Annotated in this window: 13 protein-coding genes; 5 read left to right on the plus strand and 8 right to left on the minus strand. The window is 73.8% G+C overall.

All coding sequences use genetic code 11. The features are described from left to right. Positions 1-21 precede the first annotated feature (21 nt). From DMH08_RS23800 to DMH08_RS23810, 3 genes are all read right to left on the minus strand, one after another. Positions 22-2,088 (minus strand): M6 family metalloprotease domain-containing protein, encoded by a 2,067-nt coding sequence (locus DMH08_RS23800; protein WP_125617833.1) that lies wholly within the window; start codon positions 2,086-2,088, stop codon positions 22-24. A gap of 132 nt (positions 2,089-2,220) precedes the next feature. Further along, positions 2,221-2,703 carry a ribonuclease E activity regulator RraA gene (gene rraA / locus DMH08_RS23805; protein ID WP_026401384.1) on the minus strand — a complete coding sequence of 161 codons (483 nt, stop codon included), beginning with the start codon at positions 2,701-2,703 and terminating at the stop codon, positions 2,221-2,223. A gap of 10 nt (positions 2,704-2,713) precedes the next feature. Then, positions 2,714-3,208 carry an Lrp/AsnC family transcriptional regulator gene (locus tag DMH08_RS23810; RefSeq protein ID WP_125617835.1) on the minus strand — a complete coding sequence of 165 codons (495 nt, stop codon included), beginning with the start codon at positions 3,206-3,208 and terminating at the stop codon, positions 2,714-2,716. A gap of 183 nt (positions 3,209-3,391) precedes the next feature. Between DMH08_RS23810 and rocD the strand changes: the two genes are divergently transcribed. The 4 genes from rocD (at position 3,392) to DMH08_RS23830 (ending at position 8,112) form a co-directional block, all read left to right on the plus strand. Then, positions 3,392-4,585 carry an ornithine--oxo-acid transaminase gene (rocD, locus tag DMH08_RS23815; protein ID WP_125617837.1) on the plus strand — a complete coding sequence of 398 codons (1,194 nt, stop codon included), beginning with the start codon at positions 3,392-3,394 and terminating at the stop codon, positions 4,583-4,585. Between the two features lie 161 nt (positions 4,586-4,746). After that, on the plus strand, positions 4,747-5,793 hold the full coding sequence (locus DMH08_RS23820; RefSeq protein ID WP_125617839.1) for an LCP family protein: 1,047 nt from the start codon (positions 4,747-4,749) through the stop codon (positions 5,791-5,793). Between the two features lie 112 nt (positions 5,794-5,905). After that, complete coding sequence (locus DMH08_RS23825) at positions 5,906-6,493, plus strand: PadR family transcriptional regulator (protein WP_026401387.1); 588 nt, start codon at positions 5,906-5,908, stop codon at positions 6,491-6,493. Next, positions 6,490-8,112 (plus strand): DHA2 family efflux MFS transporter permease subunit, encoded by a 1,623-nt coding sequence (locus tag DMH08_RS23830; protein ID WP_125617840.1) that lies wholly within the window; start codon positions 6,490-6,492, stop codon positions 8,110-8,112. Before DMH08_RS23825 ends, DMH08_RS23830 begins: the two co-directional genes overlap by 4 nt. Here DMH08_RS23830 and DMH08_RS23835 read toward each other — a convergent pair. The 4 genes from DMH08_RS23835 to DMH08_RS23850 form a co-directional block, all read right to left on the minus strand. After that, positions 8,094-8,603 carry a flavin reductase family protein gene (locus tag DMH08_RS23835; protein ID WP_026401389.1) on the minus strand — a complete coding sequence of 170 codons (510 nt, stop codon included), beginning with the start codon at positions 8,601-8,603 and terminating at the stop codon, positions 8,094-8,096. The genes DMH08_RS23830 and DMH08_RS23835 overlap by 19 nt on opposite strands. Before the next feature lie 12 nt (positions 8,604-8,615). Next, a complete protein-coding gene (locus DMH08_RS23840) occupies positions 8,616-9,062 on the minus strand; it encodes a DUF6113 family protein (protein WP_051300356.1) in 447 nt (148 codons plus the stop codon). Between the two features lie 22 nt (positions 9,063-9,084). Beyond that, positions 9,085-9,984 (minus strand): N-acetyl-1-D-myo-inositol-2-amino-2-deoxy-alpha-D-glucopyranoside deacetylase, encoded by a 900-nt coding sequence (mshB, locus tag DMH08_RS23845; protein ID WP_125617842.1) that lies wholly within the window; start codon positions 9,982-9,984, stop codon positions 9,085-9,087. Positions 9,985-10,193: 209 nt separating this feature from the next. Further along, positions 10,194-11,717: a serine/threonine-protein kinase gene (locus DMH08_RS23850; protein WP_125617844.1), complete on the minus strand. Its 1,524-nt coding sequence runs from the start codon at positions 11,715-11,717 to the stop codon at positions 10,194-10,196. Between the two features lie 177 nt (positions 11,718-11,894). Between DMH08_RS23850 and DMH08_RS23855 the strand changes: the two genes are divergently transcribed. Beyond that, positions 11,895-13,976, plus strand: coding sequence for a S9 family peptidase (locus tag DMH08_RS23855; RefSeq protein ID WP_125617846.1), 2,082 nt, complete (start codon positions 11,895-11,897; stop codon positions 13,974-13,976). A gap of 5 nt (positions 13,977-13,981) precedes the next feature. On the opposite strand, the gene DMH08_RS23860 is transcribed toward DMH08_RS23855, so the two are convergent. Then, on the minus strand, positions 13,982-15,700 hold the full coding sequence (locus DMH08_RS23860; RefSeq protein ID WP_125617848.1) for an ABC transporter ATP-binding protein: 1,719 nt from the start codon (positions 15,698-15,700) through the stop codon (positions 13,982-13,984). Positions 15,701-15,827 lie beyond the last annotated feature (127 nt).

The following is a 15,827-nucleotide window of genomic DNA, read 5'->3' on the forward strand; positions in this document are numbered from 1 at the left end:
CCCGCCGGGGAAGGGAACGCGTCAGCGGAGGCGGCACGTCCCGGAGTCGGACCGGCCGGGGTCGCTCTCGGACGTGCCGGTGAGCTCGAGCTCGGCCCTGCTCTCGGCGCCGGGGCCGGGCTTGGCCCACACCTCGACCCACGTGCTCTGCCGGTCGCGGGCGGTGGCGAGCTCGTTCGGCAGGCGCACCTGCCAGCCGCCGCCCTCGACCTCGGCCGCCAGGCGGAACACGTCGGAGCCGTGGACGCCGGTGCCGGCCTTGCCCTGGTTGCGGACCTCCATCGTGCACTTCAGCCAGCCGCCGGCCTCGCGGCTCGGCTTCGCGGAGTCGACCTTGACGCCGCGCCGCCGCGGGGCCTCGCCGTCGAGGGAGCGGATCCCGACCGTGTACGACAGGACGCCGTTCGCGTCGCGTTCGAGGTCGAGGACGTAGAAGTGCAGGCGGTTCGCCTCGTCGACGTACTCGAACTCGCTGCCGGAGTCGGTGCCCGCGTGGAAGAGGGCGTCCGAGAGCTGCCGGTAGTCGCCGATCGACATCATCTTCTTCGTCCCGTCCGGGAGGACGAAGTCGACCTTGTCGATGTCCTGCGGGTTCGCGTCCTTCACCCAGATGAACGGGGAGTCGTCCTCGTCCTTGGTCTTGGCCAGCAGGACGCCGGAGTCGGGGGTGAACGAGTCCATGCCCATGCGGTCGACGACCTCGACGGTGTAGTTGTCGTAGCCGCCCTCGTCGCACATCGGGTCGGCGGCGGCGTCGCACTCGGGGGTCTTGTCGCCGCCCGCGCCGAACCTGAGGTTGATCCCGGCGAGGGTGTTCTCGCCCGGCTCGGCGGCACGTGCGGTGATCTTCGCGACGACCATGCCGCGCGCGGCGAGCGTCTCGCGGTCGATCTGCAGCACCTTGGACGGGTCCACGATGCCCAGCTTGAGCTTGTTGCGCAGCATGTGCTGGGCGCCCATGGACGCGCCGGTCGCCGGGATCGTCCAGCGGGCGTGCGGGCCGCCCGGCCCGTTGAAGCTGCCGCGGCTCAGCATGTCCCACGGGCCGCTGAACGCGCGCCGCGGCGGGTCGCCGTACGGGTTGTTGTAGTTGTCGCCGATGCCCAGGATGTGGCTGAACTCGTGCGCGAACACGCCCATGCCGGAGCTCTCGGCCTGCGTGGAACTGCCCCGGGTGGCGTTCGGCCAGATCGTCGAGCCCGCCTGCCAGGACGTCCAGGGGACGTAACGGGTGTCGACCCAGTTCGGCAGCTTCGGGTCGCCCGAGCCCCACACGTCCGGCACCTGCTCCTTCGTGCCGAACTTCATCTCGCCGAACTCCTGCCAGGTGGACGACTCGTCCTGGCCGGCGCTCAGGAAGAACACGAAGTCGAACTTCGCGGCCGTCTCCTCGCCGACGTCGGCGACCCACGCGGCGCGCGCGTCCGTCCGCAGGTCCCGGTTGCAGGTGTCGCCCTCGGGGCAGCCGTTGCCCTTCTGCATCCGGGCGTCGATGCCGTACTCGTGGTCCTTCGCGGGCATCCGGTAGGCGCCGAACGCGGTGAGGTCGACCCCGTACCGGCCGCCGGAGTCCTCCATCCAGTACTCGTGGAGGGTGTGGCCGTGGTTGAGGTCCTGCGGCTTGTTGAGGAAGTCCTCGTAGAACCGGGCGACGTCCTCGCGCGGGACGTCCCCGACCAGGTTCGGGTTGCTGAAGACGGACGAGTTCTTCGGCTGCGTCACGACGAACGGCTGGTTCGGGTAGTCGACGAGGACGACCGCGCCCTTGAAGTTCTTGATCGACCCCTCGCGGGACGGGTCGGCCCACGACGTCCCGGGAACGGGCGTGTAGTCGTCCCAGGTCATCGTGTCGGGGAGCTCGTAGTTCTGCGGGTCGACGGGCCGCGGGCCGTCGGCCGCGGCGAACGTCCGCGGGGACGGCTCGGGACGCTGCCACGGCTGCGTCTGCGGCCAGTGCCGCGTCTTCCAGGGTTCCGCGGCGGGATCGGGCCCGGCGGGGCCCGGCTCCGCGGCGGCCGGGGCGGCCGCGAGGCCCGCGAGCAGCATCGCCGCCGCCGCGGGCACCACGAGAGCGTTCTTGGCGCGCATCTCACTCCTGTCGCACGGATGGGTACTGCGACGGTAGATACGCGCGGCGGGCGTGTCCTATGGAGGACTTACACGATCTTGATCGGCCCGTTCTGGCAGGTCGCGCCAGTGATCACGCCGCCCGGGCGGGGCTCAGGCGAGGACGTCGCGCGCCGCGACGACGATGCCGTCCTCGTCGCTGTAGAGCCAGTCGCCGGGGCGGAACTCCACGCCGCCGAACTCCACCGGGACGTCCACGTCCCCGGCGGCGTCCTTGGCGCTCTTGCGCGGGTTCGAGCCGAGCGCCTTCGCGCCGAGGTCGAGCCCGCGCAGCGCCGCGACGTCCCGCACCGCGCCGTTGATCACCACGCCGGCCCAGCCGTTGCGCACGGCGGCGGCCGCGATCAGGTCGCCCATCAGCGCGGACGCGAGCGAGCCGCCGCCGTCCACGACGAGCACCCGGCCGTCGCCGGGGGTGTTGAGCAGCCTCTTGACCAGGCCGTTGTCGCGGTGGCAGCGGACGGTCGAGACGGGCCCGGCGAACCGCGCGCGGCCCCCGTACTGGCGGAACTGCGTCTCGCAGCTGCGCAGCTCGTCCCCGAAGTCGTCGATGAGGTCGGCGGTGGCGAACTCCATGACCGGCAGCCTACTGCCCGGTAACCGAGGAGGTCCCGGCAGGGTCGGGACGCCCGGACGGCGCGTCGAACGGGTGCCCGATCAGCCGCGACAGGACGATCGACGTCTTCGTCGCGGTGATGTTGTCCTCGCGGCGGAGCCGTTCGAGCGCCTGCTCCAGGTGCTGGATGTCGCGGGCCCGCACGTGGACGAGCGCGCTCGCGTCCCCGCTGATCGTGTAGGCCGCGACGACCTCGGGATGGCCGCGGACGCTCGAGTGGATCTCCTCCGGGGACGTCGCGCCGGTGCAGAAGATCTCGATGAACGCCTCGGTCGTCCAGCCGACGGCGGCCGGGTCGACGACGGCGGCGAAGCCGGTGATGACGCCGTCCGCGCGGAGCCGGTCGACGCGCCGCTTCACCGCCGGGGCGGACAGCCCGACCCGGTCGCCGATCTGCGCGTAGGACGCGCGGCCGTCCTCCAGGAGGTGCGCAACGATTCGTCGGTCGAGTTCGTCAAGACGCAACAAACAACACCCCCCAAGTCGGTTTTCGTCACTGGTCGGCGGTCATTCCCGAACATACGCTGTGGAACGGACCGTCGGCCACCCGTCCCGTCCGGTCCTCCCCCTCGGCACCGGGCCCGTCCCGCCCGGTGTTCAGCGTTGCCCCCGGCCCGACCGGCCGGGGCCGAGCCGCGAAGGAGCGTCGTGACGCCGACCGAGAAGCTGCGGGCGCTGTCGGAGGAGCACAGCGCGCACAACTACCATCCGCTGCCGATCGTCATCTCCGACGCCGAGGGCGCCTGGGTGACCGACGTCGAGGGCCGCCGCTACCTGGACATGCTGGCCGCCTACTCGGCCGTCAACTTCGGGCACCGCAACCCGCGGCTCACCGAGGCCGTGCGGCGGCAGCTCGACCGGGTCACGCTGGTCAGCCGGGCGTTCGACCACGACCGGTTCGGGCCGTTCGTCACCGAGCTCGCCGAGCTGTGCGGCAAGGACATGGTCCTGCCGATGAACAGCGGCGCCGAGGCCGTCGAGACCGCGCTGAAGACCGCCCGCAAGTGGGGGTACGAGGTCAAGGGCCTCCCGGCGGACAAGGCGAACGTCATCACGTTCGAGGGCAACTTCCACGGCCGGACGACCACGATCATCAGCTTCTCGACCGACCCGGACGCCCGCGACTCCTACGGCCCCTACACGCCCGGCTTCCGCACCGTCCCCTACGGCGACGTCGAGGCCCTCAGGGCCGCGATGGACGCGGAGACCGTCGGCGTGCTGGTCGAGCCGATCCAGGGCGAGGCCGGCGTGAACGTGCCGCCGAGCGGCTTCCTGCGCGCCGTGCGGGAGCTGTGCACGGCGCAGGGCGCGCTGATGATCGCCGACGAGATCCAGTCGGGCCTCGGCCGCACCGGCACCACGTTCGCGGTCGAGCACGAGGACGTCGTCCCGGACGTCTACATCCTCGGCAAGGCGCTCGGCGGCGGCATCATGCCGGTGTCGGCGGTCGTCGCGGACGCGGACGTCCTGGGCGTGTTCAAGCCCGGCCAGCACGGCTCGACGTTCGGCGGCAACCCGCTCGCGTGCGCCATCGGCCGCGAGGTCGTCGCGATGCTGCGGACGGGCGAGTTCCAGGAACGCTCCAGGACGCTCGGCGCCCACATGCACGAGCGGCTCGGCCGGCTGCCCGGCGACCTCGTCCGCGAGGTGCGCGGCCGCGGCCTGTGGGCGGGCGTCGAGCTGCACGGGAAGGCCCGGCCGGTCAGCGAGCGGCTGATGGGGCTCGGCGTCCTCGCCAAGGAGACCCACGACACCACGCTGCGCCTCGCGCCGCCGCTGGTCATCGAGCGCGCCGACCTGGACTGGGCCCTGGACCAGCTCGAGATCGCCCTCAAGGGCTGACCTGCCCGCACCCCCGAACGGGGCCGCCGCCGGTCAACGGCGCCCGGCGGCGGCCCATGCCTTTCCTCCATGCCCATCGAAAACCCTGGGATCGGCAAAGAGTCGGTGTCCGCCCGCCTGCCGTGTCGGCGCGCGCGCGGCGCACACCGCAAGGTGGTTCCATGCAGCCCATGCCGCCCCAGCAGGACGACCCCGCGCCGGGAGCCCCCAGGACGGACGGCGGCGACGCCGCGTCCGCGAACCCCCGCGACCGGCGCCGCCGCCGCATCCTCCTCGGCTGCGGCGGCGCGGCGCTCGTCCTGCTGCTGGCCGTCGTCGGCGGCGCGTACGCGCTGCAGCACTCCTACAACGGGCAGGTCGAGCGGGTCGAGGGCGCGCTGCCGACGGCCGGCGACCGCCCGGCCGCCACCGGGCGCGGCGAGAACTGGATGCTGATCGGCTCCGACCGGCGGGACGACATCCCGTCGATGGGCGCCCGCGCGGACGCCCTCATGATCGTCCACCTGGCGGAGAGCGGCGACCGGGTGTCGGTGGTGGCGATCCCGCGCGACAGCTGGGTGCCGATCCCCGGGCACGGCACCGACAAGATCAACGCGGCGTTCGCCTACGGCGGGCCGCGGCTGCTGATCCGGACGGTGGAGAAGCTCACCGGCATCCGCATCGACCACTACGCGGCCCTGGACTTCGGCGGCTTCGTGGAGATGACCGACGCGCTCGGCGGCGTCACCGTCACGATCACCGAGGACACCTACGACCCCAAGCACCAGCGGGCGTGGGAGGCGGGCACCCAGCACCTCGACGGGCTCGAGGCCCTCGACTTCGTCCGGCAGCGGGTCAACCTGCCGAACGGCGACCTGGACCGGATCAAGCGCCAGCAGGCGTTCCTGGAGGCGCTGGCGGGCAAGGCGCTCGACACCCGGAACCCCATCCGGATCGACCGGTTCATCCGGGCGGTGACGGGCGCGGTGACCGTGGACGAGACGGTGTCGGCGACGACGCTCCGCAAGCTCGCGACGCGGCTCCTGGACGTCGGCACGCTGGAGTACGTGACCACGCCGGTCGACCGCCCGGCGGCCCGGGGGCGGCAGAGCGTGATCCTCCTCGACCACGGCCGGGCGGCGGAGCTTTTCGCGGCCGTCCGCGAGGACCGCATCGGGGAGTACGTCGCCCGCAGCGGCGGCTCGAACGCGGTCGACGCCGTCCGCTGAGGACGGCGCCCGGCAGCCGGACATGTCGGACATCTTGAAAATTCGCCCCGCGGTGCTCCACGTTGGATTAGTCTGAGCGGACTAATCTGAACGAACCATTAAGGCACCGACCATGTCGAAACCGCTCACACCGCCGGCGCTGACCGTGCTGCGGATGCTGTGCGACGGGCCCATGCACCCGTACGAGATGCAGCAGCGCATCCGCACCTGCCACTACGACGAAGCCGTCAAGATCACGCCCGGCTCGCTCTACCACACCGTCGACCGGCTCGCCGCCGCCGGACTCATCGAACCGCTCGAGACGTCCCGGGAGGGGCGCCGCCCCGAACGCACCGTCTACGCCGTCACCAGCGCCGGACGGGACGCCGCCCGCAACCGGCTCGCCGACCTGTTCGCGCGCCCCGCGCAGGAGTTCCCCGCGCTCGGCACCGCGCTGGCGTTCGCGAACCTGCTCCCCCCGGCCGAGGTCGCGCGGCTGCTGCGCGCCCGGACCGTGGCGCTGGAGGCGCTGCTGGCCGCGAACCAGACCGCGTACGACGCACTCCGCAAGAACGGCATCGAGCGCTACAAGCTGCTCGACCACGAACTGACGAGCACGCGGCTGCGGGGCGAGCTCGACCACGTCCTCGCTCTCGCCGACGACCTGGAGTCCGGCCGGATGACCTGGACCGACTCCGACGCGACGAGGGGGACCGAATGAGCAGGTGGCGCGGCAATCCCTGGGCGATCCTGCTCACCCTGTCCCTCGGCTTCTTCATGACGCTGCTCGACCTGACGATCGTCAACATCGCGATCCCCAGCATGCTCGACAAGCTGGACGCGTCGCTGGACCAGGTGCTGTGGGTCGTCAACGCCTACATCCTGGTGCTGGCCGTCCTGCTGATCACCGCGGGGCGGCTCGGCGACCTGTGGGGCAAGAAGAACCTGTTCATCGCGGGCGTCGTGGTGTTCACGCTGGCCAGCCTCGTGTGCGGCCTCGCGCAGGACCCGGCGCAGCTCATCGCCGCCCGCGCCGTCCAGGGCCTCGGCGCCGCGCTGCTGATGCCGCAGACGATGTCGATCATCATCAACGTGTTCCCGCCGGAGCGGCGCGGCGCCGCGCTCGGCGTCTGGGGCGCGGTCGCCGGGGTCTCCACCATCGCCGGGCCGACCGTCGGCGGAGTGCTGGTCACCAGCCTCGACTGGCGGTGGATCTTCTTCGTGAACCTGCCGATCGGGATCCTCGTGCTGGCGCTCGCGGTCCCGATCCTGCCGCCGCACGCCCCGGGCGTCCGGCACCGGTTCGACGTCCCGGGCGTGCTGCTCGCGTCCGCCGCGCTGTTCTGCCTCGTGTTCGCGCTCACCGAGGGCGAGAAGTTCGGGTGGGACGCCCGGATCTGGGGGCTCCTCGCCGCCGGGGCCGTCCTGTTCGCCGTCTTCGTCCTGCACCAGCGGGGACGGCAGGACCGCGAGCCGCTCGTGCCGTTCTCGCTGTTCCGCGACCGCAACTTCACGATCCTGAACCTCGTGGGCGCGGCCGTGTCCGTCGGCATGGTCGGAATGTTCCTGCCGATGACGATCTACATGCAGTCCGTGCTGGAGTTCAGCGCGCTCAAGGCGGGGCTCGTGATGGCGCCGTCGTCGGTCGTGTCGATGCTCCTCGCCCCGCTCGCGGGCCGCCTGTCCGACCGCATCGGCGGCAAGTTCATCCTCATGGCGGGCCTCACCCTCTACGCGCTCGGCATGATCTGGCTGGTCGCCGTCGCGGGCGTCGGCACGGACTGGACGGCGTTCATCGCGCCGCTCGTCGTCACCGGGCTCGGCGTCGGCGGCGTGTTCGCGCCCATGGCGACCGAGGCGACCCGCAACGTGCCGCCGCAGCTGGCGGGCGCCGCGTCCGGCGTCAACAACACGATCCGGCAGATGGGCTCGGTGCTCGGCGGCGCCGCCGTCGGCGCCGTCCTGCAGAACCGGCTCGCCGTCTCCCTCCAGGACGAGGCCGCGCAGCGGGCCGCCGCCCTGCCGCCGGACGCCCGCGCCGGGTTCGTCGACGGGTTCGCGAACGCCGCCGAGGGCGGGCTCGAGGTCGGCGCCGGGCAGACCGGCGCGCCCCAGGCGCCCGCCGGCCTCCCGCCGCAGGTCGCCGACCGCGTCCAGGACCTCGCCGGGCAGGTGTTCGGGCACGGGTTCGTCGACGCGCTGCTCCCCACGATGGCCGTGCCGATCGCGGTCGTCCTGCTGGGCGCCGCCGCGTGCCTCGGCGTGAAGGGGCACCGCCGCGGCGCCGCGCCCGCCGCGCCGCCCGCGACCGTCCCGGCCGGTCAGTCCAGGGTGCGGTAGGCGCCCTCGTAGAAGATCAGCGGGCGCCCGTCCGGATCCGGGACGTCCAGGCCGACGACCTCGCCGACCACGATGGAGTGATCCCCTCCGTCGTGGACGGCGTGGGTCCGGCACTCGACCGCCGCCACGGCCCGCGACAGCACCGGCACGCCGGTCGCCGACCCGCGCGTGTGCGCCCAGCCCAGCAGCTGCCCGTCCAGGTCCCGGCCCCGCGTCGCGAACCACTGCGACGCGTCCCGCATGTCCTCGGGGAGCACCGACACCGCCCACCGGCCCGCGTCCAGCACCATGCCGTGGAACCGCGCGCGCTTCTCCGCGCAGAACATCACCAGCAGCGGCTCCAGCGACACCGACGTGAACGCGTTCACGGTCATCGCGTGATCGACGCCGTCCGCGGACACCGTCGTCACGATCGCCACACCGGTCGCGAACCGGCCCACCACGCTTCGGAACAGCGCCGGATCGACGCCTCCGCCCGTTTCGTCGCCCACAGCGTCAGCACCCTACCCGCGGGTACCGCCGGCGCCCCTCAGCAGCCACTGCCCGGACCGCCCGGACGCCGGGACGCGCATCACCCCGAGCACCGCCGCCAGCAGGCCCCCGATGATGTACACGTAGCCCGCGACCGTCGCCGGCACCACCAGGTCGCCCTCCGGGCGCTGCAGCGACATCACGAACACCACGACCAGCCACAGGAACGCGGGGATCACCGCGCCCGTCCGGCCGCCCATCCCCCAGCCCGCGAACCGCACCAGCGCGAACAGCACCGCGACGAGGACGATCGACGCGACCGGGACCCCGCTCACCGTCCAGTCCTGCACGAACGCGCCGACGAGGCCGTACACCGCGCCGAGCGCGGCGAGCATCACGTACGCCAGGCCCGTCACGACCGCCTCGGCCGGCGACTCGATCTCCGTCTCGGACCGGCTCCCGGTCTCGTCCTCCACCACGGGCGCCAGCGTATCCAGCCGGTCAGCCCGCCGCGTCCGCGAGCCCGGCGAACAGGTCCTGCTCGCGGCGGCCCGGCCCGAGCGGCCCCGGCTCGCCCGCCTGCAGGATGAAGTACTCGGTGCCGAACGCCTGCTGCCCCAGGTTGTTCGACAGCGCGAAGAACGGCCCCACCTGCTCGGGCGCCACCACGATCTGCGTCCGGTGCGCCCGCAGCGCCGCGAGCTTCGCCGGCAGGTGCGCCCGCGCGTCCACGACCGTGGTGACCTGGTCGTCCGGGACGCCCGACCCGAGCTCGTCGAGGCCCGCCACGCGCGCGAACGGCAGCCGCGCCTCCCGCATCACCGCGATCGCCCGCGCCAGCACCGTGCGCGGCGTCGCGTACGCGTAGAACTTCGCGGCCCGCCACGGTTCGGCGCCGTCCTCGTGCGCCGGGTCGGCCGCGAGCTCGAACGCCCGCCACGCCACCCGGTGCGCCTGGATGTGGTCCGGGTGCCCGTAGTTGCCGCGCTCGTCGTAGGTGACGATCACGTGCGGCCGGACCTCCCGGACGACCTTCGCCAGTTCGGCGCCCGCCTCGTCCACGTCCGCGCGCCAGAAGCTCCGCGGGTGGTCGTTCGCCGCCGTGCCCATCATCCCCGAGTCGCGCCAGCGCCCCGGGCCGCCCAGGTACCGGTGGTCGCGCACCCCGAGCGCCGCGCACGCCTCCGCGAGCTCCCCGATCCGGTACTCGCCGAGGCGGTCCTCCTTGTCGGGCGCCAGATGGCGCAGGTCCTCCGGGATCACCTCGCCCTCCTCACCGAGCGTGCAGGTGACGAGACAGACGTGGGCGCCCTCGGCGGCGTATTTGGCCATGGTCGCCCCGGTCCCGATGGACTCGTCGTCCGGATGGGCATGGACGAACAGGATCCGCGGCTCCTTCATGGGTAATGAGCCTACTCAGCCCGCGCCGCAGCGGCGATGACCGCCCTCCGTTGGACCCGGAATACAACGGTCCGCCACCGGCCGGAGCGCCGTCCCGGGCCCCGCGGAACGCCGGAACCCCGCCCGGCGCGTGCCGGACGGGGTTCCCGTGTTCGCTCGACGTCGCCGCTCAGCGCAGCGGTCCTACGGCTCCGGAGTCACCCGCGAGGTCAAGGCGCGGGCGTCGTGGGCTCGGTGGTGCCGCCGCCGCCACCGCCGCCCGTGCCGCCACCGCCGGTGCCGCCACCGCCGCCGCCGCCGGTTCCACCGCCGCCGGTACCGCCACCGCCGGTGCCGCCGTCATCGTCGTCGTCGCCGCCGGAGCCGTCGTCACCGCCACCGCCGCCGGTACCGCCGCCGCCGGTGCCGCCGCCCGTGCCGCCGGTGGGCTGCGGGGGCTCGGAGGTCTGCGGGGCCTGGGTCGTCTGCGGCGCCTGGGTCGTCTGCGGCGCCTCGGTGGTGGGCCGCTCGCTGAAGGTGGGCTCCTCCTCCGTCGGCTCCTCGCTGGTCGGCGTCTCGGACGTCGACTGGGACGTCTCCACCGTCGGGAGGTTCGACTCGCCGTCGCCGCCGCGGTTCGCCATGAAGACGCCCACGATCACGGCGAGCATCGCGATGACGGCGACGCCCGCGATGATCGGCGCCTTGGAGCGGCGCTCGGGCTCGAAGTCGTCGTAATCGTCGTAGCGCGGGGCGCCGCGGTGCGCGCCGGTGTAGCCGCGCGCGGGCGGGAGGTCGCCGTCGTAGTCGGCGGGCGAGACGCGCTGGGTGCCCATCGCGCCCATGCCCGCGGCGCCCATGCCGGCGGCGAGGGTGGAGCCCTCGGCGAGCATCGACGTGGCCTGCGTCGGGTCGTCCATGCGGGTCTGGCCCGGCGCCATCGGGGCGTTCGGGTTCGCGCCGCCGATGAGGGCCATCATCAGCTGCTGGGCCGTCGGACGCTGGGTGGGCTCCTTGGCGAGGCACGCGGAGATCATCGGGTGCAGGTCCTGCGGGACGCCCTCGAGCGACGGCGGCTCGTTCATGACCCGGTTGATGACCGCGACGACCGTGTCGTCGCCGAACGGGGGGCGCCCGGTGGCGGCGAACACCATCGTGGTCGCCCACGCCCAGACGTCCACGGCCTCGGTGAGGGTCGCGCCCGCGACCTGCTCGGGGGCCATGTAGGACGGGGTGCCGATCGCCTTCGTGGCGTTCGTCTGGCCGGTGTCGAGGGCCCGCGCGATGCCGAAGTCGATCACACGGGGGCCGTCCGGCGCCATGATGACGTTGTGCGGCTTGAAGTCGCGGTGGACGATCCCGGCCTGGTGGATCGCGGTGAGCGCGGTCAGCGTGCCGATCGCGAGCCGTTCGAGCGCGGCGCCGGTGATGGGGCCGCTGTCGGTCACCTGCTTGTACAGGGACGGGCCGGGCACGTACTCGCTCGCGATGTACGGCTGGTCGCCCGCGACGTCGGCCTCGAGCACCTGCGCGGTGCAGAAGCGCGCGACCTGCTTGGCGGCCTGGGCCTCGCGGACGAACCGGTTCCGGGCCGACGCGTCGCCGGCCAGGTCGGCGCGCAGCAGCTTGATCGCGGCCTGGCTTCCGGAGGCGTCGACGCCGAGGTAGACGACCCCCTGGCCGCCCTCGCCGAGGCGCTGGACCACCTCGTACGAGCCCAGCCGCCGGGGATCACCCGGCTGCAGCTCCGACATTGACTCTCCTCACCGCCCGCGACGACAACAAGTGCTTGGGGAAGCTTTGAGCTTACGCGAGCGCGGACCCGGGCAGGGGTCGTTAACCGCCCACGAGGCGACGACCCGTGATCATAGGGGTGCGCGGGGCCCGCGCGCCGTACTTCTCCAACGATCGGGCTGGCAGACTCGATTCCCATGAGCATCAGCTATCCGCGGCAGAGCGCCCGCACCCGACGGTTCTCCCTCGGCGTCCCGCGCGCCTTCCAGATCGCGCCGGACGAGTCGCGCGTGGTCTTCCTGCGCACCCGCGCGGGCGACGATCCCGTCACCTGCCTGTGGACGCTGGACGCGGCGACGGGCGAGGAGCGGCTCGTCGCCGACCCCGCCGCGCTGGACGTGCCCGGGGAGGAGGACCTGCCCGCGGAGGAGCGGGCCCGCCGCGAGCGGGCCCGTGAGCAGGCCGGGGGCATCGTCGGGTACGCCGTCGACCGGGACGTGCGGCAGGCGGTGTTCACGCTCGGCGGGCAGCTGTACGTCGCCGACCTGCTCGGCGGCGAGGTGCGGGAGCTGCCCGCGGCGACCCCGGTGTTCGACCCGCGGCCGGACCCGGCCGGGCGGCGCGTCGCGTACGTGTCGGGCCGCACCCTGCGGGTGATCGAGATGGACGGGAGCGACGACCGCGCGCTCGTCCAGCCGGAGTCCGAGCAGGTGTCGTACGGGCTCGCGGAGTTCGTCGCGGCCGAGGAGATGGGCCGGATGCGCGGCCACTGGTGGTCGCCGGACGGCCAGACGCTGCTCGCGGCGCGGGTGGACGAGACGCCGGTGCAGCGGTGGCACATCGCCGACCCCGCGAACCCGGACGCGGCGCCCGCGGAGATCGCCTACCCGGCCGCCGGGACGCCGAACGCGCTGGTGTCGCTGGTGCTGCTGAAGGTGGACGGCGGGCGGCTCGCCGTCGCGTGGGACCGCGGGGAGTTCCCCTACGTCGTCGACGCGCTGTGGGACCGGCACGGCCTGCTGATCGTGGTGCAGCCGCGCGACCAGCGGTCCCAGCGGGTGCTGCGGGTCGACCCGTCCAACGGGGAGACGTCGCTGCTGCACAACGAGCACGACCCGGTGTGGACGGAGATCGTGCCGGGGCTGCCCGCGCGGACCGGCGCCGGGGAGCTCGTCTGGGCCACCGAGGACCGGGCGACCGACACGCGGCGGCTCACGATCGGCGGGGAGCCGGTGACGCCGGGCGGGCTCCAGGTGCGGTCGATCCTGGGGGTGGAGGGCGACTCGATCCTGTTCACCGCGTCGGAGGAGCCCACGGAGGTCCACCTCTACTCCCTCGACGGCGGCGATGTGACGAAAATCACAGAGGGCCAGGGCGTTTTCGGGGGCGTCCGGTCCGGTGCGGTGACCGTCGTGACGGGCGCGCGGCTGGACCGGCCGGGCTCGGAGGTCGAGGTCCGCGGGCCCGCCGGGACGCACCCGGTCGCGTCGTTCGCCGAGACGCCCGTGATCACCCCGCGCGTCGAGCTGATCCGCGCCGGGGACCGGCAGATCCGGACGGCGGTGCTGCTGCCGACCGGGTGGGAGCCCGGCCACGGCCGGCTGCCCGTCCTCATGGACCCCTACGGCGGCCCGCACGCGCAGCGCGTCCTGGCCGTCCGGCGGGCGTACTGCGAGGCGCAGTGGCTCGCCGACCAGGGCTTCGCCGTCGTCGTCGCGGACGGCCGCGGGACGCCCGGGCGCGGGCCCGCGTGGGAGCGCGCGGTCCGCGGCGACTTCGTCGAGCCCGTCCTGGAGGACCAGATCGCCGCGCTGATCGAGGCGGCGCGGCTGCACCCGGCCGCGTTCGACCTCGACCGGGTCGGCGTCCGCGGCTGGTCGTTCGGCGGGTGGCTCGCGGGCCTGGCCGTCCTCAAGCGCCCGGACGTCTTCCACGCGGGCATCGCGGGCGCGCCCGTCACCGACTGGAAGCTGTACGACACCCACTACACCGAGCGCTACCTGGGCCACCCCGAAGAGGAGCCGGAGAACTACGCGGCGAACTCCCTCGTCGAGATGGCCGGGAAGCTGGAGCGCCCGCTGATGATCATCCACGGGCTCGCGGACGACAACGTGGTCGCGGCGCACACGCTGCGGCTGTCGTCGGCGCTCCTCGCGGCGGGACGCCCGCACACCGTCCTGCCCCTGTCGGGCGTCACGCACATGACGCCGCAGGAGGTCGTCGCGGAGAACCTCCTGCACCTCCAGGTCGACTGGCTCAAGAAGGCCCTGGCGAGGTAAAGCGGTCAGGAGCTGCGCCAGGACGCCCACAGGGCGGCGTAAGACCCGTTCTGCGCGAGCAGCTCGTCATGGGTTCCGAGCTCGCTGATGCGCCCGTCCTCCACCACCGCGACACGGTCGGCGTCGTGCGCGGTGTGGAGGCGGTGCGCGATCGCCACGACCGTCCGCCCGTCCAGGGCCGCCGCCAGCGACCGCTCCAGGCGGCGGGCCGCGCGCGGGTCCAGCAGCGACGTCGCCTCGTCCAGGACGAGCGTGTGCGGGTCCGCGAGGACGAGCCGGGCCAGCGCGAGCTGCTGCGCCTGCGCCGGGGACGGCGCCGCGTCGCCCGAACCGACCTCGGCGTCCAGGTCCGGGCCGTCCCACTCGACGGCCGCCAGCACGCGCCGCAGGTCGTCGTCGGACGCGTCCGGGCGGGCCATCGCGAGGTTGTCGCGGAGCGTCCCGCGGAACACGTGCTGCTCCTGCGTCACCAGCGCGACGTGCCCGCGCAGGTCGTCCAGCGCCAGCCCCACCAGCGGGACGCCGCCCACCGCGACCTCCCCGGTGCGGGGGCCGTCGATCCCGGCGAGCAGCCGGCCCAGCGTCGACTTCCCGGCGCCGCTCGGCCCGACCACCGCCAGCCGCTCCCCCGGCCGCAGGTCCAGGTCCACGTCGTGCAGGACGTCCCGCCCGCCCCGGTACGCGTACCGGACGCCGCGGGCCGTGATGCGCTCGCCGCCCGGCTCGCGGCCGTCCGGCGCCCGGTCCGGCGGGACGTCGCCCACGCCCAGCACCCGCGCCAGCGACGCGCCGCCGAGCTGCAGCTCGTCCAGCCACATCAGCAGCGTCTCCACCGGCCCGCTCAGCTGCTGCACGTACAGCGCCGCCGCCGTGACCTGCGCCAGCGACGCGTGCCCCTCGATGTACAGCAGGCCGCCGCCGAGCAGGGTCGCCGCGACCGGCAGCACGAACCCGAGGTGGATCACCGGGAACAGCACCGTCCGCAGCCGCAGCGTGTACCGCTCGACCTCGAACGCCGCGGCGATGTCGGCGTCCCCCCGCGCGCGCCGCCGCTCCGCCAGCCCCAGCGCCTCGACCGTCCGCGCCCCGTGCACGGTCTCGGCGAGCCCGTCGGTGATCCGCGCGTACGCCTCGTTCTCCCGCAGGTAGCCCGCGTGGGCGCGCGGCAGGTACCAGCGGGTCACCCCCCACAGGATCGGCACCGACACCAGGCACGGCAGCGCGACCAGCGGACCGTTCAGCAGCAGCGCGCCCACCGTCAGCGCCGTGATGACGACGGCGATCAGCGTCTCGGGCATCGCGAACCGGACGGACGTCGCGAGCGTGTCGACGTCGCGCGACGCGCGGGTCACCAGGTCGCCGGTGCCCGCGCGCTCCACCGTCGACAGCGGCAGCCGCAGCACCCGCCCGACGAACTCCTCGCGGAGCCGCGCCAGCACCCGCTCCCCGAGCTTCGCCGACTGCAGGTGCGCGTACCGGAGCAGCACCCCCTGGACGATCACGAACGCGGCGATCGCGATCCCCGCGGTGTCGACGTCCGCGCGCCCGTCCGCGACGTCCTCGACCAGGCCGCCCAGCAGGCGCGGCGCGACGAGCCCCGCGGCCGCCGCGAGCGCGTGCAGCGCCAGCGCGCCCGCGAGCGCCCGCGGATGCCGCAGCACCAGCCGCCGCGCGTACGCCCGCACCTGCGCGGGCGACGCCACCGGCAGGATCTCCGCGCTCACGACCGCACCCCTTCTCCCGCGACCTCGTCCGCGACCCCATCGGGGACCGGCCGCCCCTTCACCCGACCTGTTCGACCCGCCCCGTCCCCCCGGTCCGCCCGGGCCGCGCCGGCCAGCTCTTCCACCC

It is taken from the genome of Actinomadura sp. WAC 06369 (assembly GCF_003947565.1).
In the GTDB taxonomy this organism is placed as follows: domain Bacteria; phylum Actinomycetota; class Actinomycetes; order Streptosporangiales; family Streptosporangiaceae; genus Spirillospora; species Spirillospora rifamycini.